This is a genomic window from Rheinheimera sp. B2H12 (genome assembly GCF_059620065.1).
The window spans coordinates 3,071,568-3,091,602 of record NZ_CM184363.1 but is presented as its reverse complement, the minus strand read 5'-3'; the positions used below and the strand labels follow the sequence as shown (position 1 = coordinate 3,091,602).

The window sequence follows — 20,035 nt, the reverse complement described above, 5'->3', positions numbered from 1 at the left end:
CAAAAACTTGGTTAATGATGGCAAAATTAGCTACTTTATCCAAGTGACGGTTAAGAATTATTCTTTACGAAGCTCAATGCTAAACAGCATGTTTCATCAGCAATTAGCCAATAAGGAAAACCAAATGACCGCAACAATTGATAAAGACCTCACAGCAAAAGTTGCCATAATTTTCGGCTCGGCCAAAAACATGGGGCGTGCCTTCGCAGTGTCCCTCGCAACAAGAGGCGCCACTGTCGTCATCCACTATCGTTCTGCAAGCTCAGCGGCTGATGCGCAAGATGCAGCTAAAGAAGTGGAAGCTGTTGGTGGTAAGGCAATGATCGTTTCCGGGGAGCTTTCTGACTCGTCCGTTGTCGCAGCGATATTTACCAAGGTCAAGTCTGAGCTTGGCAGGGTGGATGTTGTGATCAACTGCGCCGGAGTTGTCATCAAGAAGCCGTTTACAGAATATACCGATGAAGATTTTGACTGCTCGTTCAATTCGAATACCAAGGCCGCCTTTCTGGTCATGCGGGAGGCCGCTAAGTGCATTGAAGACAACGGACGGATCATCTCTTTAGGCACCTCGCTGCTCGCTGCTTTTACCGGCTTTTACGGTGTTTATGCCGGCAGCAAAGCGCCTCTGGAAGATTTTAGCCGGGCGCTGGCTAAGGAAATCGGTTCACGTGGCGTCACCGTGAACGTGGTAGCACCGGGCCCAATTGATACTGCTTTTTTTCATGGCCAAGAGACACCCGAAGCAGTGGCGTATTTAAGCGCAGCGGTACCTGCGAAGCGACTCGGCAAGATCGAAGACATAGTTCCGGTGGTTGACTTCCTTTGTTCGGAAGCTTCCAAATGGGTCACTGGCCAGACACTTTTTGTCAATGGTGGTTTCACAACCCGATAAGCAGCAAATGGCTGAGGTTGGATGGCGCTCAGTCATTGACGCCATCGTTTTCTCAACTTTAATCATGTCATTAAAAAGGAGTAGTATGCGCACTGGTCTTTTCATCCTCGCTGGTTTTTTGCTGTTGGCAGTGATAGGTATCATGGCAAAGTTGTTTTCGAACTACTTTCCCTCGGCGGGAAACTTCGCCATCTCCGCCTTCTTGGTGCTGTGGCTGGCACTTACTGGATTCAACCTGTGGGTAGGTGTTCATAAAGCAGGATACTCGGTCGCAGAAGAGTTGCCGATTATGCTTCTGTTGTATGGCGTTCCTGCGTTGGCGGCCATCTTGCTCAAATGGAAAATCTTGTGAGAAAATCCTGTGAAAAACTCAAACTGAGTGCCCTCGGGCTTGGCTGCTGAGTGATGTCATTTCGCGCAACCGCAAGGTGCTTAATCCCGAGTGCGGCGAGAACGGTAACGAGGTCATTGTACGCGGCCAGTACAGCAGACCAGGCTACTACACTGTAGCCAAAATGATGCCAAAGAGAAAATGGGTAAATGGCTGAAGTAATCTGGACAGAACCGGCCCTGTAACAACTCGATGCCATTGCTGAGTACATCGCTTTGGACAACCCTGCGGCTGCAAGCGCTCTGGTGAAGGAAGTTTTCGATGAGGTCGAGGGTTTGAAAAGTTTGCCCAAATCCGGACTCATTCCTCCAGAGCTGACAGATTCGGTATACAGGGAGGTTGTTGTACCATCATGTCGCATTTTTTATCGTGAGGATGCACAGCGTGTACTTGTCCTTTATGTTATGCGAGAGCAGCGACAGCTTCGTGTATATATGCTTGGGAACAGTTGACCATCAGTGTCATTTGCAGCCGGCGTTCTGGAGCGGAAAATTGGTGACTGCCTGGGCAATTTTAACCTGACAATCATCAAGTTCAATGCATTTTGTGTTTGTGATATCAAAGGTGTTAAAGATGGAAAAACAACGATTGATACACTGGCCAAGCATCTTTTGGTTTGTGCTGGCCATTGCCGCAATGATGGCTTTTTTCAATGGGCAGAAGTTAACGTTATTACTTCAGACTGCCGGTTTTATTTGTTTGGGCTATTCCAGTATCCGGCTGATGCCTGCTGATTTTTTCAGCCGAAAGTTATCGTTTTCGACCTTGTTCCAGGTCAAAACCGACTATCGACCCATTGATGTGTTTATCCAGGGGGTTGGACTTTTGTTGATATTACTCAGTCTGGTTTTGAGCGGTGTTATTCACCGCTAACAGCAGCATCAAGCTGGCTTTAGCTGCCGACGCGGATGGCCCGGCATGCTCTGTACTGGTTGCAAATGTTAAACCTGTCGCTGCATGCCCGCAGAACCTAGCCGCAGCAGAAGGGGTTAGTGCGTCTGACACAAACCAAATAAATGATACTCAGATACGACAAGAATGAACAATCAGTGATTCTGAGTATTTGTACGCACATTTTAGAGTAACGTAGGACAAGCTTTGATAAGGTTGATATCAGCGCTGTATCTCTCTAAACGCAGCGCAGCAAGTTTGTTGAGTTGGTCGGTGACTGAATTAATCTGTGTGATGTGCTCATTCTCGATATTTATTTTATCTACCGCTGCAGACATTAGTCCGATAGTTGGTTTTTCCTTAACATTTGCCGGAATTGCAACACCTGCAACTGTTCCAGCGTCTTCAATCTTTTTATTCGCTGTAATTTGTTGTTCAAGCAGGGTACTGATCCGGCTTATATCCGGTAATTGCCCATTAAATCGCTGAATGACTGTTATTTCAATTTCTTGCAGTGCTTGAATGATGGTTACATCTGCTGATCCAAACACCTCCAACGCTTGCGCTGCTAATGCTTCAGCCTTGGATATTTTCAGCGCAAATTCCGAAAAATCCCCCTGCTTACTTTCGAAGTGCTGCGCATACACTCCCTTCAATGTTTCTAAACGCTGGCTGGGAAGGTTTTGAAATCTAGTAAACTCGTCTCTTGCGGTTTTGATCATATCTGCAGTTGGAGCTTCAGCTTCAAGCCTGTCGGAGTTGATATAAATACACTGTGTAGCTCTGATTACATTTGAATACAACTGCAACTTAAATGACTGGTTGTTATAGGTCTTGATGGCTGTTTGGTAACCTAAAGTTACTGCTAAAACATTAAAAACGTCAGTATGAGCACTTGCTAATTTTGCTGCGACACCTAATGTTACCGCCCCCAGAATATTATTATCAAATTCGTTCGTTTCCTTATACCCATTGATAATGGCGTGTTTATATTTTTTTGTTGCCTCAATATTGTCGGGCGTTGCAGATTTTTTTCTTTATTTGGTGCTGGTCGCACATTGCCTGCGCTTTTTTTATGTTTTCCGCGTCGGGATCATCCAAGATCACAGGGCTAAAACTGGCGCAGCTATATAGGGTAAACACACTGATGACAACAGCTAAGACGGGCAATTTTATTTTCATCTGACTTTCCCTATCATTCACCATGATGCGGACCAATGCAGCTTTGGGTATTGTTGGTCATTCAGTGAAAAAATTTAGCAGTCTTTAGTGAGTAAGCAAGTTTGTTTTGCATTAGTACCCCTTTATCAGATTGAACTTATGCCAACTTCGTCATCCGCTCCACCGCCTGTGTTGTGGCAGCAATCGCAACTGCTGTGGGGCTATGCTGACTTCGCATCGCCCCAGCAGTGAGCCGGATAGCTGCTTAGTCCCGGACGCAGGCGGATAGGGTATTACCGTCAAAATGGCAGTCGAATTCTTGCCATTGACCTTCATATGGCAACAGACTTTGGTCGCTGACTGGATAACCCCATAGGGTGTTGTTTTGAACCAAACCTTTTAATTCAATGCGTTGGTTTGTTAAGACGCTTTGAGCCTTTTCTACTTCTTTCAACCAATAACGGCCATCAGCCGTCATCACACCTTCCAGTTTTAGCCACTGGCCAGCCAATTGTTCAGCAGTCAAACCATCCTCAAAGCTGCTATTGGCATCCAGTTGCACAGCAAAACCGCGAAAACGCAGTTGTTCCGCCTGTAAGCTGGCCTGGGTGATGACCTGAAAGCTACGGCCTTGCGATTGTGCTTTATCCAGCTTGGCCTGGTTTGGCCCGGTGACATCATCGCTAAAGTCGATTTCGGTCACCACCATTTCACCTTGTTTTGATTGCAGGCTCACTGCAACGGTTTTACCAATCTGCAGATCGCTGTGGTTGCCGTCACTAAACTTGACCTGCACTGGCAGTTGCAGCCGCAACCGCTGATTCAGCTCAATGCTGCTCAAATCACTGCTGACCCAGCTCAGCACCCCGCCGATTTCAGTTTCCGTCTGTTCTGCCAAAGATTCTGCTTCGATGCTATCGGCAATTAACAGGCTGGAAGCGAGCTGACCTTTGACTTCAACCCAACGACCATTTTGCAGCAAGCCCGGCTTTGTTGTGGCAGCGGCATAACTCACGGTTTGGCCATTGAGCCGGAATTGTTGTTGCGTCGGTTGTAACTCGCTGATCGCACCTGTCATTTCCAGTTGCAACGGAATTTGATTTCCGGTCAGCACAATAGCCGCTTGCACCTGATTGCTAAGTCTGCCGGCAGCATCGCGTTGCAGCGTCAGTAACACAAAGTCACCGCTACGCAGTTGATGTGCCGGTGCTTGCAGTTGGTTATCCTGCAGCCGGAATTGGTCAATGCTGCTGTGACTGACATAACCGGCCAGATCTGGTTTTAGCAACAAAGCAGTTCCTGCTGAGCTTGCCAATGTCTGAACCTGAAAACCTGGCACTAACAACTGATTCGGTAAGTTCTGGCCGGCGTACTGCACGGCCTGGGCCGGTAGAGTGAGCTGTTGTCCCAGTAAAGACACGCTATTCGCATTGACCTCGGTTAAATAACCTTGTTGCACTTTAGCAGACGGCTGCTGAGCTGGTTGCTTGCTGGTGTTGTCACCGCTTTGTGCTGTGGTGGTGGCTGGTTGGGCTGCTGTGGGGGCTGAACTGCCGCCGCAAGCGACCAGGGTACTGACGGTACAAGCGAGAAATAACAAACTGAACTGACGCATCATAAACTCCTGAGCTGTTTCCTTCTGATGATGGTTCTTAGCTTAGAAGCCCGAGCGTGAAGCAAACGTGAAGCCCTGCAAACTGTGCAGGCTGGCAGCGGCCGCAGCGGGCAAAACGCTTTGCACCGAACTTTGATCTGGCACAAGCCAGTTACGAAGTGCAACTGCTTTAATGTGTGATTACCTTAGTGATGCTGGTTTGGGGTCGATTGGTCGATCAGGGAAAGTTGATGTCTATGATGAAAAATTTTTCAGTGATCCTGCAACTGCGTTTTGCCCTGACTGGCATTGTGGTGCTGGCCGTATCGACCATGCTGTTATCTTTCTGGTTGTCACAGCAAGCAAAGGATGATGCGCTGGCGATGAATATTGCCGGTTCACTGCGGATGCAAACTTATAAAGTCGCCTTGTTGCAGCAGCAAGCGGACCCAGCCGCTGCGGCTGCCGCACAACAACAGTTGCTGAGCACTTGGCAGCATCCGGTGTTTTATCAATTAAAACATCAGGATGCAAAGCTAAGTGAGTTATTCCGACAGGCACGCTACCAATGGCTGGTGTTAGCCGGCAAGCTCAGTCAACAGCTATTGAGCGATGAGGAACTGGTCAGTCAGCTTAGTCAGCAGGTTGATTTGATTGAACAACTGGTGACTCAGGTGCAGCAGGGCGCTGAGTCCAGATTGGCGCTGCTGAGGTGGGTGCAACTGATTGCTGTGCTGCTGCTTGCCGGGGTGGCTTTTATTATTTATCGGGGTTTACAACAGCGGGTGGTGCAACCGCTGCAGGCGCTGACACAAGTGGCCAGACAAATCACCCAGGGGGATTTTAGTGCCAGGTTGCAGCAGCAACAGCAGGATGAATTTGGCCTGTTGGCTTTGACGTTAAATCAAATGAGTGCTGCGCTGGCCAGTCGTTATGGCACTTTAGCGCAACAGGTGGCAGAGCAGAGTGACACCCTGGCGCGCAATCACCAGCAGTTGCAATTTTTATATGAATTAAGCCAGCGGTTTTTACACCAGCAAGCTGGATCTGCCCAGCTCAGACAATTATTAAATGACTTGCAGCAGTTGGTGGCAGTGGCGGAGTTAGAACTTTGTCTGATGACCGAAAATGGGGTTGAACCTTATTTACAGCTCAAAACAGAGTTGTGCCAGACGACTAGCTGTCAGCAGCGGAATTGCCAGCAATGCCGGCAGGCGCCAGCCATTGGTTTGCGGGAAAAAGACAGTTTGGTCTGGCGTTTTCAGTTGCAACGGGAATTCCGCCATTTTGGTATTTTGCTGGCGCGCACCACGCCTGACCAGCCCTTAACCGAATGGCAGCAGCAGTTGTTAGCTGCGGTTGCAGCTCAACTGGCACTGGAATTGAGTTTGCAGCAACAACAGGATCAAAGTTGTCGTTTGGCCTTGTTACAGGAGCGGAATTTAATTGCGGGTGAACTGCATCATGCAATGGCGCAATCCTTGTCTTATTTGAAAATTCAGACCAATCGATTGCAAAAGTGTCTGGCCCGGAACGATCAAACTTGTCTGCTGGATGTCGCCACTGAGTTGTCCCAAAGCCTGGATGTGGCGTACCGGCAGTTTTATCAGCTACTCAGCACTTTTAGCCTAACCATCAGCGGTGGCGGTTTAGAGCAGGCCCTGCAACATAGCTTGCAGCAGTTGGCACAGCAGTCAGGCATTCGATTTGAGTTACATTATCAGTTGCTGAATATTCCGTTGCATGGTCATGAAGAAATTCATCTGCTGCAACTGGTCAAAGAGTGTTGTCAGTTACTGGTGCAGCAAAGCCTGGCCAGTGAAGTGGTGGTGACACTGCAACTGGTTTCGGATCAATTGCTGGAACTGAGCATCAGTGACAATGGCGTTGGCACCTTATATTCGCAGCAGTTGCAGGTGTTGCAGGACAGGGCACAGCAATTAAGAGCGCAATTGCAGACGCAGCAAACCAGCCAGGGCCGCCATCTGCTGACCTGTCGTTTTATTCCGCAATATTTACTGAATACTGAGCAGAAGTGCACAGAGCCAGAGGTTTAAACTTTATGCGTGCTGGCACATTGCGACAACTGAATCACAACAACTTTTGAACTGGGCTAAGCCTGTTGCCCAAGTCATCCGTATCAGCATCAAGTTCAACAGGTCAGAGCACTAAAGGCCACAGCCAATTTGTTGATCTGGCGCAAGAAGCTCTAGTCCTGCAACCGCTTACACTGACAGCCAATTCAGGTCTGACGGCTGTGTTTCCAGTTGCCGCCGGTGTTTGCAGTCGCGGAAAAATGATGTCACAGCCTCCGTTTGATCCCAATCTTGTGGTGCCGCCACAATCCAACGATTTGTCTTCGATCATCGATCCTGCTGCCAGGCATCCGCTGGTCGGTCAGTTACAGCAACAGCAACAACAGTTGCTGCTGGCTGGCCAGGACCAGTTGCAGCAAAAACGTTTGCAGCGCCTGGCAGAGACTATTGCTGGCGTGACCGATCCTGCGCAGCGGATAGCCTTTATCCAGCAACAACTGGCCCAGCAAATGGCGCTATTGCAGCAAAAGCTGACCGAGGTCACTCAGTTACTGGCCGCCAGGCAACCACAGCAAGGATTACAGTCCGACAAGCATAATGGCTAAGTTTTGCCGTCAACAAGGTTGGACTGTTGCTGCGAAAAGTGATGATCTAGGGCTTCAACATCTGCGCCTTCAGCTTTTATTGCGGTGTTTTGGTTATAAATTATGTGATTTTTGTAAAATAAAATTACAATGCTGCCGATAAAAGGAACACCGCATCATCGCAAGGAGCTAAGATGAATATTAAACCGCCCTCATTGAATCTGCAGACCATGGTCGGCCCTGATACCCCAGCACAGCGCACCTCAGCACCACGCCCGACAGTGCCAGCGCCAATGATCGCTGCGCAAGCAGAAATCAGCCAGCTACCGGCTAGTTTAACGCCGCAAACCCTGCCTGATCAGGAGTCGCCGGTGTATCGCCGGCCTGTGGTGACCAGAAAGATCCCCTCTGAAAGCAATGAAGAAGCCTTTGCCCGCATCCAAGCCGCGGCCAAACAACAAACCAAGGCGTTGAAGTCGCTGCATAATATTAAAATGGCCTTTGGTGAATTTATGCAGCAGTTGGCAACAAAGCATCCGGAGCTGGCGAACAATAAAAGCTGGGGTTTTAGTGTGGCGGCGGACGGCAGTCTGGCGGTGAATCGCGCACAAGGGCAGCGGCTGGATTTAACTGAAGCACAACAATTGCAATTGACGGCCTTGTTAAATAGCAATGATGATCTGGTCACTTTAGCCAGTAACTTTAGCACCACCATGCTGGATGCGCTGGAGCAGGAGCGTGGGCCGGATCAAGAGGGTTATCACTGGGGGGAGTATGATGTCACAGCAGAAAACTTTACCAAGGTGGTTAATTTTAAAAAAATAGTGGAAACCTTGTCTGAGTTTGCCAGTGAACGAACCTGGTTTGCCCGTCAACATGGTCTGCCCAATGCGGACGACTATACCTCGATGGTGGCGGAATTTGATGCCCAGATCATGAATAATGCCAAACGTCGTTATTATTCGCAGGAATAATCCGAGGCTGCCTGCATGAATGTGATATCAGGCAACAGACCCGCTTTATGGGGCCGCGATATCAGCTTGTGCCGTAGCCTCTTGCAGGTCCGACTGAGCGTAGCCCGTTCTGAGTGAATAAGCCTTTTGCTGTGCTTATCACGAACTTTGGACCAATATCAACTGCGAGCACAAGTAAGGTCAGCGCGATACGTGCCACAATCCAACGATTTGTGTTCGATTATCGATCCTGCTGCCAGACATCCGCTGGTCGGTCACTTACAGCAACAGCAACAAAAGTTGTTGCTGGCTGGCCAGGATCAGTTACAGCAAAAACGCTTGAAGTCACTTAGTTGCTGGCCGCCAAGCGTTGGACGCCAGCGTTGGACGCCAAGCGTTGGACTGCCCAACTGCTTTGCAGTTGGTCGAGTCCAACCTACGAATTTGCGTTCAGTGCATACAGGTCAATATTTCAACCAACGGATTTAATTAAATTTTAGTAGGTCGGACTCGACCGGCTGGCCGGGCAGTCCGACAGGTGCGATGGATGAATATTGCGACCAGCCCTGAGCAGCAAAGCTTGGAACCCTTGTAAAAGGTCTGACCTGTAACAGCTTTTATTGATGCAGAACAACACCGGTTTTTGCCGCTTCGCTTATCTTAGGCGCTTTGTTAAGCGGCATAGCCGACAGCATTGGCTGCCCGCAACCGTCAGACTTAGCGGTGGCAGCGCAACCGCCGCAATTGTATTTATGGAGCACAACATGACAGTTCAACCTGCGACGACCGCAAGCAACAACAAGCCGCCTGCACCTTTTATCAGCACCCAGCGCTTTGGCTTTGGCGCTACGGCGTTCGTGTTGCTGGCGGCGGTGGGCTGGTTTGGCCGGTCCTGGTGGCAACCGGATCCGGCATTGCTGGCTTTTCAGCAGGCCAATGGCCGGATTGAAGCCACTGAAGTGGCCATCGCCTCGAAAATTGCCGGAAGGGTCAGTGAAATTCTGGTCAACGAAGGAGATTTTGTCGCGGCTGGGCAGTTACTGGCGAAAATAGATCCGGCGGCGCATCAGGCCGCGCTGGAGCAGGCCAAAGCGCAATTGCGCCAGGTCGATACCCAGATTGCCAATGCTGAGAGTCTGGTACAGCAGCGTCAGGGCGAGCGCCATGCGTTAGAAGCCTTGTTATTACAGCGCCGCTCAGAAGCGGATGGTGCCAGCAGCCGGGCCCGGCGCACTGAAGCGCTGGTGAAAACCGGCGCTGTGTCAGCCCAAAGCGCCGAAGATCAGCAAACGGCAGTGAAAACCGCCAATGCCGCCATTGCATCAGCCGAGGCGCAACTTGAGGCCAATCAGGCCGCGATTCATGCCGCCCAGACTCAGGTGCTGGCAGCAAAAGCCAGCCAGGAAGCAGCAGCGGCGGGCGTGCAGCGGTTAGAAGTTGAATTAAAAGAAACCGAATTATTTGCCCCCAAAGCTGGCCGTATTCAATACCGGGTAGTGCAACCGGGCGAAGTGATCGCTGCCGGTGGCCGGGTGCTGAATTTGCTCGATCTGACCGATGTGTATATGACGTTTTTTCTGCCAACCCGTTATGCCGGTCAACTGACGTTGCAAAGTGAGGCCCGAATTATTGTTGATGCGCTGCCGCAGTGGTCTATTCCGGCCAGCATCAGTTATATCGCAGATGTGGCGCAGTTCACGCCAAAAACGGTGGAAACCGCCAGTGAACGGGAAAAAATGATGTTCCGGGTTAAAGCCAGAATTCCGGCTGACTTGTTGCAAAAGCATATTCAGCAAGTGAAAACCGGTCTGCCCGGCGTGGTTTGGGTGCGGCTGGATGCCAGCCACAGCTGGCCTGCTGAGTTACCGCCGCTGGTGCAATAACGATGCAGCAGGTCACTCAGAGTGCATCCGCGCTAGCAGTCGTCGAAGCGAGTGGCATTCGCCACAGCTACGGCAAGATGCAGGCGCTTGGCAACATCAGTCTGCGTTTTAACAGCGGCCAGATCATTGGCGTGATTGGGCCAGACGGGGTCGGTAAATCGACCTTGCTGGCGCTACTAGCAGGCGCGAAAAAGCTGCAACAGGGCAAGTTGCAGGTGCTGGGCGGCGATATGCAACAAAAGGCGCACCGCAACCGCATCTGCCCGCGCATTGCTTATATGCCGCAGGGGCTGGGCAAAAACCTGTATCCGACTTTGTCGGTGGCGGAAAATCTGCAGTTTTTTGCCAGTTTATTTGGCCATTCTCAGGTACAAGCCCAGCTTCGCATTTTGCAGTTGACCCAGGCTACCGGCTTGGCGCCATTTTTAGCGCGACCCGCCGGTAAATTGTCCGGCGGGATGAAACAAAAACTCGGTTTATGCTGTGCGCTTATTCATGATCCGGATCTGCTGATTTTAGATGAACCCACCACCGGGGTTGATCCCTTGGCGCGCAGTCAGTTCTGGCAATTAATCAGCCGCATCCGGCAACAAAGGCCGCAGCTGACCGTGCTGGTGGCCACCGCTTATATGGATGAAGCCAGCCAGTTTGACCAGTTGCTGCTAATGCATCAGGGCGACATTCTGGCCAGTGGCAGCCCGGCGGAAATTTATCAGCGCAGCCAGACGCAGGATCTGGAGCAGGCTTTTATCCGGTTGTTACCCAACACCAGCGCTGAAGCGGCCGGTCCTTCGAACACCACGCCGCTTGCGGCTGTGCCAGCACTCGAACCTTCGACTGAGATTGCCATCGAAGCGCAGCAATTAAGTATGCAATTTGGTGATTTTACCGCGGTCGATCAGGTCAGTTTTCAGATCCGTCGCGGTGAGATTTTTGGCTTTTTAGGCTCGAATGGCTGTGGTAAATCCACCACTATGAAAATGCTGACCGGTTTATTGGCGGCCACTTCAGGCGAGGCCTGGTTATTTGGCGAAAAGCTGGCGGCCGGTGATCTGGCGTTACGGCGTCGGGTTGGTTATATGTCGCAGGCGTTTTCGCTGTATGCCGAACTGACGGTGCGGCAAAACTTACAGCTACATGCCCGGTTATTTGGCGTTGCGCCAGAGCACATCGAAGCGCGGGTGCACGCCATGCAACAGCGCTTTGGGTTAACGGCGCAGGCTGAGCAATTACCGGACCAACTGCCGCTGGGCATGCGGCAACGCTTGTCGCTGGCGGTGGCGATGGTGCATCAGCCGGATCTGCTGATTTTAGACGAACCGACCTCAGGCGTTGATCCGGTGGCGCGGGACCAGTTCTGGCAACTGATGCTGGAGCTGGCGCACCGTGATCAGGTGACGATTTTTATTTCCACCCATTTTATGAATGAAGCCATGCGCTGTGATCGCATTTCGCTGATGCACGCCGGTAAAGTGCTGATCAGTGATACGCCCACAGCCATTGCTGGCGGGGGTGGGACTGCTGAGCTGGAGCAGGCCTTTATTCAGTATTTGCGCGCCGCCGGTGCCGATGCGCAGTTACCGGCCGCTGCAGAAGCTGCGGCGGACACTGCGCAAGCAAATTCAAACCAACAGCACCAGGCCGAGCCGCCGCCGGTGCAGCTGTTTAGTCTGCGGCGGTTATGGGCACTGACCCGGCGGGAAAGTCTGGAATTAAGCCGCGATCCGATCCGCGCTGTGATGGCGCTGCTTGGCAGTTTGCTGCTGATGGTGGTGATCGGCTTTGGCATTACCATGGATGTGGCTGATATCCGGTTTGCCGTGCTGGACCATGATCAGAGCGTGAAAAGCCGCACTTACGTGCAACAACTGGCCGGGTCGCGTTATTTTGCTGAGCAGCCGGCGCTGACCAGTCTGGCGCAGCTTGATCAACAGATGCAAGCCAATCAAATCAGCCTGGCGCTGGAAATACCGCCGAATTTTGGCCGTGATCTTGAGCGCGGCAGCCCGGTGGTTGTAGCAGCCTGGCTGGATGGCGCTATGCCAAAGCGGGCCGAAACCATGCAGGGGTATGTGTATGGCATGCATCAGTTATGGCTGGCGCAACAGGCCAGTCAGCAGGATGTGACAGTGCCGGTTTCGTTGCTGGAGCCGCGTTATCGTTACAACCCGGATGTGCGCAGTTTAGTGGCGATAGTGCCAGCGGTGATCCCGATGTTGCTGCTGATGATCCCGGCGGTGCTGACGGCGTTGTCGGTGGTGCGGGAAAAAGAGCTGGGCTCAATGATTAATTTATATGTCACGCCAGCCAGCCGGGCTGAGTTTCTGCTTGGCAAACAGCTGCCGTATATCGCCATGGCGCTGGTGAGTTTTGGCCTGATGTTACTGCTGGCACGCTGGTTATTTCAGGTGCAGCTCACCGGCTCGCTCGGCTTTTATCTGGGGAGTGCCTTTGCTTTTGTAATTTTTGCCACTGGTTTTGGCCTGCTGGCCTCCAGCTTTACCAACAGCCAGGTGTCGGCCATTGTGATTGCGGTGCTGGGCACCATGATCCCGTCGATTCAGTTTGCCGGCATGATTGACCCTGTGTCGTCGCTGGAAGGCAGCGGCCGGCTGATTGGCGAGCTGCATCCGGTCAGCCATTTTCTGACCATCAGCCGTGGTGTGTTTAACAAAGGCTTAGGTTTGACTGAGCTGGCGCCGGATCTGCTGGCCATCATGCTGGCCGGGCCTGTGGTGTTGCTGCTGGCGATGGCGTTATTACCAAAACAGGAGCGCTGAGATGACGGCACCTCTCTCCACCCCGAGTTCGACACCGACCCCGAGTTCGACACCGCCTCGCCGCAAAGGGCAAGTCTTGTGGCGCTGCTGGCAAAGTCTGGACCGGATTTACCGGCTGGGTGGCAAAGAATTATGGAGCTTGTGGCGGGATCCGGTGATGCTGCTGCTGATTTTGTACTCTTTTAGCCTGAATATTTATGTCGCTGGCACCGCCATGCCGGAAACTTTACATAAAGCACCGCTGGCAATTGTCGATTTAGATCAGTCGGCGTTATCGCAACGGCTGCGGGATGCATTTTATCCGCCGCATTTTCTGAAACCTGAACTGATTAGCCAGGCCGAAGCGGATTTGGCGCTGGACCGTGGTCAATATACCTTTGTGCTGACAATCCCGCCGGATTTTCAGCAGCAGTTGCTGGCAGGGCGGGCGCAGCACAGTGCGCCGAAAATTCAGCTCAGTATTGATGCCACCCGGATGAGCCAGGCTTTTTCCGGCAATTTATATATCGACCGCATCGTCAATCAGGAAACGCAGCGTTTTCTGGCTGGTTTTAGCAGCAATAGCGAGCCTAAAGTCGATTTAGTGCTGCGGGCCAGGTTTAATCCAACCTTAAGTGGCAGCTGGTTTGGCTCGCTGATGGAAGTGATTAATGCCGTGACGCTGATTTCGATTGTGCTGACCGGGGCTGCGCTTATTCGCGAGCGCGAACACGGCACTATTGAGCATTTACTGGTGATGCCGGTCAGTCCGGCCGAAATTATGCTGGCGAAAATCTGGTCGATGGCACTGGTGGTGCTGACAGTCACGGTATTGTCGTTATACGGCGTGATTGAGTATGTGCTGCAGGTGCAAGTGGCGGGCTCGGTGCCGTTATTTGCGCTCTGTGCCTTAGTGCATTTATTTGCCACCACTTCGCTGGGTATTTTTATGGCGACTGTAACGAAATCGATGCCGCAGTTTGGTTTATTGCTGATTATGACCTTACTGCCGCTGCAAATGTTATCGGGCGGGGTGACGCCGCGCGAAAGTATGCCGGAATTTATTCAGCAACTGATGTTACTGGCTCCCACCACCCATTTTGTGGCGGCCGCGCAGGGCATTTTATATCGCGGTGCCGATTTTGCGCTGGTGTGGCAACCGCTGTGCTGGATGCTGCTGATTGGCGTGGTGCTTTTTATGCTATCACTGCAACGCTTTCGTCAGTCGCTGACGGCGGTGTAGGGGTAGTTGACGGACCTGCGGCGGTTTGGCATCAACTGAAATATGCAGCGATAGATCGGGTAGGTCGGGGTCGGCCGCAGGCCATCCCGACATGATCCGCCGACATGGGGGCGGCGCAATCAGTACTATGCACTTGTGATTTAAGGATGTCTTCAGCTTTAGTTTTTAAGCTAACCGCAGCCAAAGCTGAAGCGGTAATACCAATAATTTGTAAATCAGCCAGCGCTGCTGGCAAGGAGCAACAGATGCAACATCATTATTCCGGGTTGACCAAAGCCCTGCATTGGCTGAGTTTTTTGCTGATTGTGGCGGCCTACGCCAGTATGGAATTTAAAGGGGTATTTGAGCGCGGCTCGGAGCCCAGGGAGTTGATGAAAGCCTGCCATTATTTATTTGGCTTGGTCATTTTAGTCTTCACTGTGCTGCGGCTGCTCAATCGAATTCGGCAGCCTTATCCGCCGATCGTACCAACCCCACCTGCCTGGCAACATCAACTGGCGGCGCTGACACATTTGTTGATCTACGGTTTTTTACTGCTGATGCCACTGCTTGGCTGGCTGCTGTTATCGGCCGAAGGCAAACAAATTTCCTTGCTGGGCCTGCAACTGCCCGCCTTGATCTCCGCCGATCCGGCCAGCGCCGAATTCTTCGAATTCTGCCACGAAAGCCTGGCAAGCGCAGGTTACTTCTTGATCGGACTGCATATTCTGGCCGCGCTTTATCATCAGCACCTGGTGCATGACAATACCATAAGCCGGATGTCATGGCGCAAATAAGCCTGGGTACTGTGGTTGATGGGTGATGGCTGCCATTGTCTGACTAGCCTGCGGCTGAGTCAGAGTATCTACGATAGCTTGGCATCAACTGAAATGAGCAGCTAAAGATCGGGTAGGTCGGGGTCGGCCGCAGGCCATCCCGACATTGTGCGGGGCGGTGCTTTGGCAACCGACACAAGAATACAAGCTCAAACCAAAAGTCTTAATCCCCTAATTCAGCGGGGCGGTGCTTTGGCTCCAACTCGTTTTTTATTTCAATAAAAACAAAAGGTTAGAGCCAAAATTTCTTGATATGATTTTCGGAACAAAATCAGCTATTTATTTAGCAGTTTGCTTACTAATTTTTAAAGAGCTGAGGGGCTTGCTGCCAAAGCCTTTCTACTATACGTGGCTGGCGGTTTTATTCAATCATTTCCTTGTGTTGCGATGGCCAAGGTCTGACTCGCCTGCACCTTAATCAAACCTGCGGTTTGGCACTAAGCGCAAAGGCTTGCTGAACTAAGTGCCAGCCTTTGCGCCTTTGCTTAGAACTTTATTTCTGCGCCCAGTGTGATGGTGCGACCTGGTTCTGGCATGGCGACCACTGAACCGGTGGACACTTTGTATCTGTCGGTCAGGTTATTGATGGTGGCGAAGGCGGAAAACTGCTGGTTAAAGCGGTAATTGGCATATAAATCAATCTGATAACCTGCCGGGATCCGCTTTAATGCTTTCACTGCCGTGCCGGCCAGGAAGCCGCCCGGGTGATTTTTGCTGCTATGGCCATGGTAGGTCAGTCCGGTATCTAACTGACCTTCTAACCAGCTGTGGCCGACACTGAGCAACCATTTTTTGTTCGGTGGAATACGCAGCGGCGTCAGGCTACCGGAAAAACCGGTCTGATTACAGGTCGGTACTTTTTCAGCGGCTGCCACCAGCGCCGAGCACATTTCGACGTCGGTATAATAGCTATAAGCGGCGCGGCTGTACCAGTTCTGCTGACGGTAATTCAGCTCCAGTTCGGCGCCTGGCAGGATAAATTTGTCGTAGTTGGTAAAGCTGAACACCTGATCCCAGCGGCTGGCATCGGCGGCTTTGCTGGGTAAAAAGCCGGTGGCGATCATCTGGTTAATCCGGGTATGGAAATAGCTCAGCTTCAGTTGCAGCTGATCCTGGCTTGTCACGAGCTGCTCGAACTGCTGTTCCAGCCCGGCTTCATATGACAGGCTATGTTCCGGTGATAGCGGATAATCCGGCGAATATGAAAACACTTCATTGGACACCGTCGATTCGTACAGGCTTGGCATCCGATAGGCGCTGCTGTATTTCACAAACAGGCGAGTCTGGCTGAACAGCTGATAACCGGCCAGCAGTGTCAGATCCGTTTTTGGCTTAAAATCCAGCCGTTGCCCGGTCTGATGGTCGGTATTCACCGAATCGTGGTGATTGAGGTTGAGCGCCAGATCAACCGGCTCCCAGTCGATTTGGGCATTGGCAAACACACTTTGTTTCAGCTGGCGGCCATGGCGCGTGGTCGGGCTGGTTTTCCAGTCGGCCGGTGTGTTGGGTCGTTTAAAATCAGCCAGCCAGTTGGCGGCCGGTTTCAGATCTTCGGTCTGGCGCGACAAACCATACAGCAGCGTGACTGTGGCACTGTCGGCCAGTGCCAGCGTCGAGCTGTTATACAGACCCAGGCCGCTGCGGTTATTGTGATAACGGTGAAAATACTGGCCGGCGTTTGGTCCGAGATTGCTGCCCAGGGCATTGTATTGCTCCAGATCGGCCGCGGTGTGCCACAGGTTCAGTTTGGCATTGACCAGCGCATTGCCCTGCGGCGCAAAGTTATACAGTAAGTTATGGCTGTCCACTTCGGCGGTGCCGGGTTTCCACTGCGGCATCAGCGCAACGCCAGCGGGAATTTTTGCCGATTTCCACACTTTTTTGCCTTTGCTATCTAGCTCAGACCAGAGTTTTTCTTCGCCGGCCCGTAGTTTATACCAGTAACTGGCCAGCATTTCGCCTGCCTCCTGCCGGTGCAGCCGGCTGTTCAGTTCCAGCAGATGCGCGTCGCTCAACTGAAAACCGAATTTGGCCAGATAAGACTTACTTTCAAAGCTGGTATTCACCACTTCGCCATTGCGATCCACCGGCGGCAGTTCATCATAGTTTTTGTGGCGCTGCACAAAGTTGTCAAAACCATGCTCACCGGCAAAATAGTTGCCGGCTTTTTTCTGGCTCATTGCAGCCACGGCATACCATTTGTCTTGCTGCAGCGCGGTGGCAACAGTGGCGCTGCCACCGCGAAAATCGAGCACGCCTTGTTCGCTGCCAACCTGGTAAAAACTTTGCTGCTGAAAATCGCCGCTGACGTCTGGCATCCGGTTATTGTTATGCGTTTTTAGCTTGATCAGGGCGCCGGCGCTCTGGCCTGCGGTCAGAATATCGGCCGTGCCGAGGGTGCGGATATTGACAGTGCCGCCGATGGCACCGGCGCCAAATACCGAGCCACGGCTGGTGGCACCTTTTTCCACATCCAGCTGGCTGATGAGCTCTGAGTCGATATAACTGCGATCCGAGCTGCCCATATAACCGCGGTTGGTATGGGTCGATTGTAAAGTACCGTCGATAAAAATCTGCACCCGGCCTTCGCCCTGCACACCACGGATGCCAATATCGAGCGCACCGGCTTCGTTGCGCAGGTTATTGCTGTCAATGGCGGGGTTGCCACTAAAAATATCGGCATTGGAAATGCCTTTACTGTACTGGATCTCAGCTATTTTTTGTTGTCTACCATGCACATAGATCACTTCGATGTCTTTGTCCTGTGCAGTTGGTTTACGCGGCAGTTCGGCGGCGCAGGCAAGGCTGCTGAGGTTGGTGGCCAGGATAGTGGCGATAGCGCTGGATAATTGAAGCAGTTTCATCAGAGGTTCCAAAGTTGAGTTTGCATAAAAAAGCGCGCGGATGATAATTATTATCATTTGCGATTGCAAGTTGTGATGGTCATTGATTTGTCATACATGATTGAATTTTAAACAATAAGTTGACTGATCAGACCTGGCTGTGGTGGCGGCGACAAGGGGATGCGGCGGTCTGACGCGCCTGCGCTGCGCTGGCATCCAGCTATGTAGCCAGCCGGTGATGGCAGATTGATGCCGAGGCGGGAGCAGACCATCACATCAGGTTGTGCAGCCAAATCAGGCGCTACGGCTGGCGCTGGCTCGGCGGGCTAAGCTCGGCGTGTAACGCCCAGCCCAGCCCAACCCAGAACCCAGAGCGCAGCGCTGGGGCAGGCTGGCAGGCATAAAGGAGCATTTTTGCGGTGTTTATCTGTTATTTATCACATCTTTATTTGTTATCAAGTTGACATTTGATGTTGATAAAATTTTAATGATGACAGTTTTTTCGCTTATTGATACAGCGAAGCTGCGGCGACATGAAACAGACGGACCTGTGGAGCATTGCAAGGAGTGAGAGTCAATGGTTGAAAAATTAAACAGCTGCCAGCTCAGCAGTGCGCTGTGACGTTTTGTCACGGTCTATGGTCTATGGTCTTTCTTGTCTGGTTTGTGGTTAAGTTGAGCTGTGTTAACCATGTTGCCTTTGCCGGCAAATACGCTGCCGGAACTTTATTTTTGTCAAACGACAACAGTCTCTGCCGGCGAATTAAGCTGGACCGCAGACACTGTGTTGGGCTCTATCCCTTAACCTCTCATTGAAGGAACAATCAGATGAATGTATTGGTAAAATTAGCCATCGCCTCAACCGCTTTGTGTTGTTTAAACCTCAGTGCTGAAAAATTACATTTTGCCGGCTCTGCTGCTGTGGTGAGTAAAGTGCTGGACGGCAATCAAATTGCAGTGATTAAAGCGGACCGGCGGGATCAAGTCGAATTTTTTGCTGATCAAATCAGCATGTCCACTGTCACTTTGCAGTGGCCAGCCAGTCATATTTGGGCCTTAGCGGATAATTATGTACTGGTTGCAGCGCTGAAAATTGCGCCCAACCCAGCGGCGCCGAATCAGGCCGTGTTAATTAAAGATGGTAAAATTTTAAAGGAATATCAGGATGTTAAAAATATCCATCAAATTGCCGGCAGCAACAGATTTGCGTTAGAAGTGCAACAAGCGGCAGATAGCAAGGACACACTGCTGCATATTATCGATCCACTGCAAGGTGTGGTGAAATCGGCGCTGATCCCGCAGTCTTCACAAAACAGAAAAGTGTCAGTCGCGCCAGATCTGTCCGGGCTGGTGATGGCGCCATTTTCTACAGGTGCCAGTAGTGTCAGTGAACTGACGTTTTATTCAGGCGACAAATTCGATGTGAAACAACAGTATAGCTTTGCTTCCCAGCCGATTTATCAGGCCGTGGCGATGACGCAAGGTTTGGTGGTGATCAATCAGGACCGTAAGTTAGTGGCAAAATTGGCTGACAACACCAGATGGCAGTTACCTGATGCCAATTTTTCATTCAGGGTGGATATGTTAAGCAGTGTGTCGAACCCAGCTTGTCTGCTGATCAGAGAAGATAGTGGCCGCATTGCGGTGGTTGATCGCGATGGAACTGTGCTGTTTGATTCTGCCCAGTTTAACAATAAGGTGCTGAACAAGATCCTGGAAAATGGTGCCACTATTGATGTGGTGGAGCAGACGCTGGTGGTGAATGATACAGATGCCGGTGATGCCTTGCTGATCGAGTTGAGCAAACCGCATTCGTTTAAACGGCTGCAAGCTGCGCACCGTATCCAGTCGCTGGACCCGCGCGGTTCAGTTTTTACTGTGCAGCACAAGCAGCAGTTGAAGATTGAACAGGTGAAATAAGCGCAGTTGATCGTTTTACTGTGGCGGAAAAAGCGGCGCTAGCGAGATCACGAGCGCCGCTTTTTTACAG

General features: G+C 51.4%; 15 protein-coding genes. 12 read left to right on the top strand and 3 right to left on the bottom strand.

Going from position 1 to position 20,035, the window contains the following annotated elements:
• Positions 1 to 124 precede the first annotated feature (124 nt).
• The 4 genes from AC53GJ_RS13255 to AC53GJ_RS13240 all read left to right on the top strand — a co-directional run bounded on the left by AC53GJ_RS13255 (position 125) and on the right by AC53GJ_RS13240 (position 2,017).
• Complete coding sequence (locus AC53GJ_RS13255) at positions 125 to 892, top strand: SDR family oxidoreductase (protein ID WP_496728257.1); 768 nt, start codon at positions 125 to 127, stop codon at positions 890 to 892.
• Positions 893 to 977: 85 nt separating this feature from the next.
• A complete protein-coding gene (locus AC53GJ_RS13250; RefSeq protein ID WP_496728255.1) occupies positions 978 to 1,244 on the top strand; it encodes a hypothetical protein in 267 nt (88 codons plus the stop codon).
• A gap of 284 nt (positions 1,245 to 1,528) precedes the next feature.
• Positions 1,529 to 1,735: a type II toxin-antitoxin system RelE/ParE family toxin gene (locus AC53GJ_RS13245; protein ID WP_496732796.1), complete on the top strand. Its 207-nt coding sequence runs from the start codon at positions 1,529 to 1,531 to the stop codon at positions 1,733 to 1,735.
• Between the two features lie 6 nt (positions 1,736 to 1,741).
• Positions 1,742 to 2,017: a hypothetical protein gene (locus AC53GJ_RS13240; protein WP_496728253.1), complete on the top strand. Its 276-nt coding sequence runs from the start codon at positions 1,742 to 1,744 to the stop codon at positions 2,015 to 2,017.
• Between the two features lie 342 nt (positions 2,018 to 2,359).
• On the opposite strand, the gene AC53GJ_RS13235 is transcribed toward AC53GJ_RS13240, so the two are convergent.
• A complete protein-coding gene (locus AC53GJ_RS13235; protein ID WP_496728251.1) occupies positions 2,360 to 2,896 on the bottom strand; it encodes a hypothetical protein in 537 nt (178 codons plus the stop codon).
• 704 nt (positions 2,897 to 3,600) lie between these two features.
• A complete protein-coding gene (locus AC53GJ_RS13230) occupies positions 3,601 to 4,953 on the bottom strand; it encodes a DUF5666 domain-containing protein (RefSeq protein ID WP_496728249.1) in 1,353 nt (450 codons plus the stop codon).
• 227 nt (positions 4,954 to 5,180) lie between these two features.
• On the opposite strand from AC53GJ_RS13230, the gene AC53GJ_RS13225 reads away from it, so the two are divergent.
• From AC53GJ_RS13225 to AC53GJ_RS13195, 7 genes are all read left to right on the top strand, one after another.
• Positions 5,181 to 6,986, top strand: a complete 1,806-nt coding sequence (locus AC53GJ_RS13225; RefSeq protein WP_496728247.1) for a HAMP domain-containing protein — start codon at positions 5,181 to 5,183, stop codon at positions 6,984 to 6,986.
• A gap of 239 nt (positions 6,987 to 7,225) precedes the next feature.
• Positions 7,226 to 7,570 (top strand): hypothetical protein, encoded by a 345-nt coding sequence (locus AC53GJ_RS13220; RefSeq protein WP_496728245.1) that lies wholly within the window; start codon positions 7,226 to 7,228, stop codon positions 7,568 to 7,570.
• A gap of 173 nt (positions 7,571 to 7,743) precedes the next feature.
• A complete protein-coding gene (locus AC53GJ_RS13215; RefSeq protein ID WP_496728243.1) occupies positions 7,744 to 8,523 on the top strand; it encodes a hypothetical protein in 780 nt (259 codons plus the stop codon).
• Between the two features lie 743 nt (positions 8,524 to 9,266).
• A complete protein-coding gene (locus tag AC53GJ_RS13210) occupies positions 9,267 to 10,385 on the top strand; it encodes an HlyD family secretion protein (RefSeq protein ID WP_496728241.1) in 1,119 nt (372 codons plus the stop codon).
• 2 nt (positions 10,386 to 10,387) lie between these two features.
• Positions 10,388 to 13,165 (top strand): ribosome-associated ATPase/putative transporter RbbA, encoded by a 2,778-nt coding sequence (rbbA, locus tag AC53GJ_RS13205; RefSeq protein ID WP_496728239.1) that lies wholly within the window; start codon positions 10,388 to 10,390, stop codon positions 13,163 to 13,165.
• Position 13,166: 1 nt separating this feature from the next.
• Positions 13,167 to 14,387, top strand: coding sequence for an ABC transporter permease (locus tag AC53GJ_RS13200; protein WP_496728237.1), 1,221 nt, complete (start codon positions 13,167 to 13,169; stop codon positions 14,385 to 14,387).
• A gap of 245 nt (positions 14,388 to 14,632) precedes the next feature.
• Positions 14,633 to 15,163 carry a cytochrome b gene (locus AC53GJ_RS13195; RefSeq protein WP_496728235.1) on the top strand — a complete coding sequence of 177 codons (531 nt, stop codon included), beginning with the start codon at positions 14,633 to 14,635 and terminating at the stop codon, positions 15,161 to 15,163.
• 524 nt (positions 15,164 to 15,687) lie between these two features.
• Here the strand turns inward: AC53GJ_RS13195 and AC53GJ_RS13190 are convergent.
• Positions 15,688 to 18,066: a TonB-dependent receptor domain-containing protein gene (locus tag AC53GJ_RS13190; protein ID WP_496728233.1), complete on the bottom strand. Its 2,379-nt coding sequence runs from the start codon at positions 18,064 to 18,066 to the stop codon at positions 15,688 to 15,690.
• An 807-nt stretch (positions 18,067 to 18,873) separates the two neighbouring features.
• Between AC53GJ_RS13190 and AC53GJ_RS13185 the strand changes: the two genes are divergently transcribed.
• Positions 18,874 to 19,965: a hypothetical protein gene (locus AC53GJ_RS13185; RefSeq protein ID WP_496728231.1), complete on the top strand. Its 1,092-nt coding sequence runs from the start codon at positions 18,874 to 18,876 to the stop codon at positions 19,963 to 19,965.
• The last annotated feature ends 70 nt before the right edge of the window (positions 19,966 to 20,035 follow it).

What these genes read in the sequence shown, in the direction of transcription:
- AC53GJ_RS13255 (WP_496728257.1), top strand. Translation starts at nt 125, where the DNA reads ATGACCGCAACAATTGATAAAGACCTCACAGCAAAAGTTGCCATAATT.
- AC53GJ_RS13200 (WP_496728237.1), top strand. Translation starts at nt 13,167, where the DNA reads ATGACGGCACCTCTCTCCACCCCGAGTTCGACACCGACCCCGAGTTCG.
- AC53GJ_RS13235 (WP_496728251.1), bottom strand. Translation starts at nt 2,896, where the DNA reads ATGATCAAAACCGCAAGAGACGAGTTTACTAGATTTCAAAACCTTCCC.
- AC53GJ_RS13190 (WP_496728233.1), bottom strand. Translation starts at nt 18,066, where the DNA reads ATGAAACTGCTTCAATTATCCAGCGCTATCGCCACTATCCTGGCCACC.
- AC53GJ_RS13225 (WP_496728247.1), top strand. Translation starts at nt 5,181, where the DNA reads ATGTCTATGATGAAAAATTTTTCAGTGATCCTGCAACTGCGTTTTGCC.
- AC53GJ_RS13210 (WP_496728241.1), top strand. Translation starts at nt 9,267, where the DNA reads ATGACAGTTCAACCTGCGACGACCGCAAGCAACAACAAGCCGCCTGCA.
- AC53GJ_RS13195 (WP_496728235.1), top strand. Translation starts at nt 14,633, where the DNA reads ATGCAACATCATTATTCCGGGTTGACCAAAGCCCTGCATTGGCTGAGT.
- AC53GJ_RS13185 (WP_496728231.1), top strand. Translation starts at nt 18,874, where the DNA reads ATGAATGTATTGGTAAAATTAGCCATCGCCTCAACCGCTTTGTGTTGT.
- AC53GJ_RS13230 (WP_496728249.1), bottom strand. Translation starts at nt 4,953, where the DNA reads ATGATGCGTCAGTTCAGTTTGTTATTTCTCGCTTGTACCGTCAGTACC.
- rbbA (WP_496728239.1), top strand. Translation starts at nt 10,388, where the DNA reads ATGCAGCAGGTCACTCAGAGTGCATCCGCGCTAGCAGTCGTCGAAGCG.
- AC53GJ_RS13220 (WP_496728245.1), top strand. Translation starts at nt 7,226, where the DNA reads ATGATGTCACAGCCTCCGTTTGATCCCAATCTTGTGGTGCCGCCACAA.
- AC53GJ_RS13250 (WP_496728255.1), top strand. Translation starts at nt 978, where the DNA reads ATGCGCACTGGTCTTTTCATCCTCGCTGGTTTTTTGCTGTTGGCAGTG.
- AC53GJ_RS13215 (WP_496728243.1), top strand. Translation starts at nt 7,744, where the DNA reads ATGAATATTAAACCGCCCTCATTGAATCTGCAGACCATGGTCGGCCCT.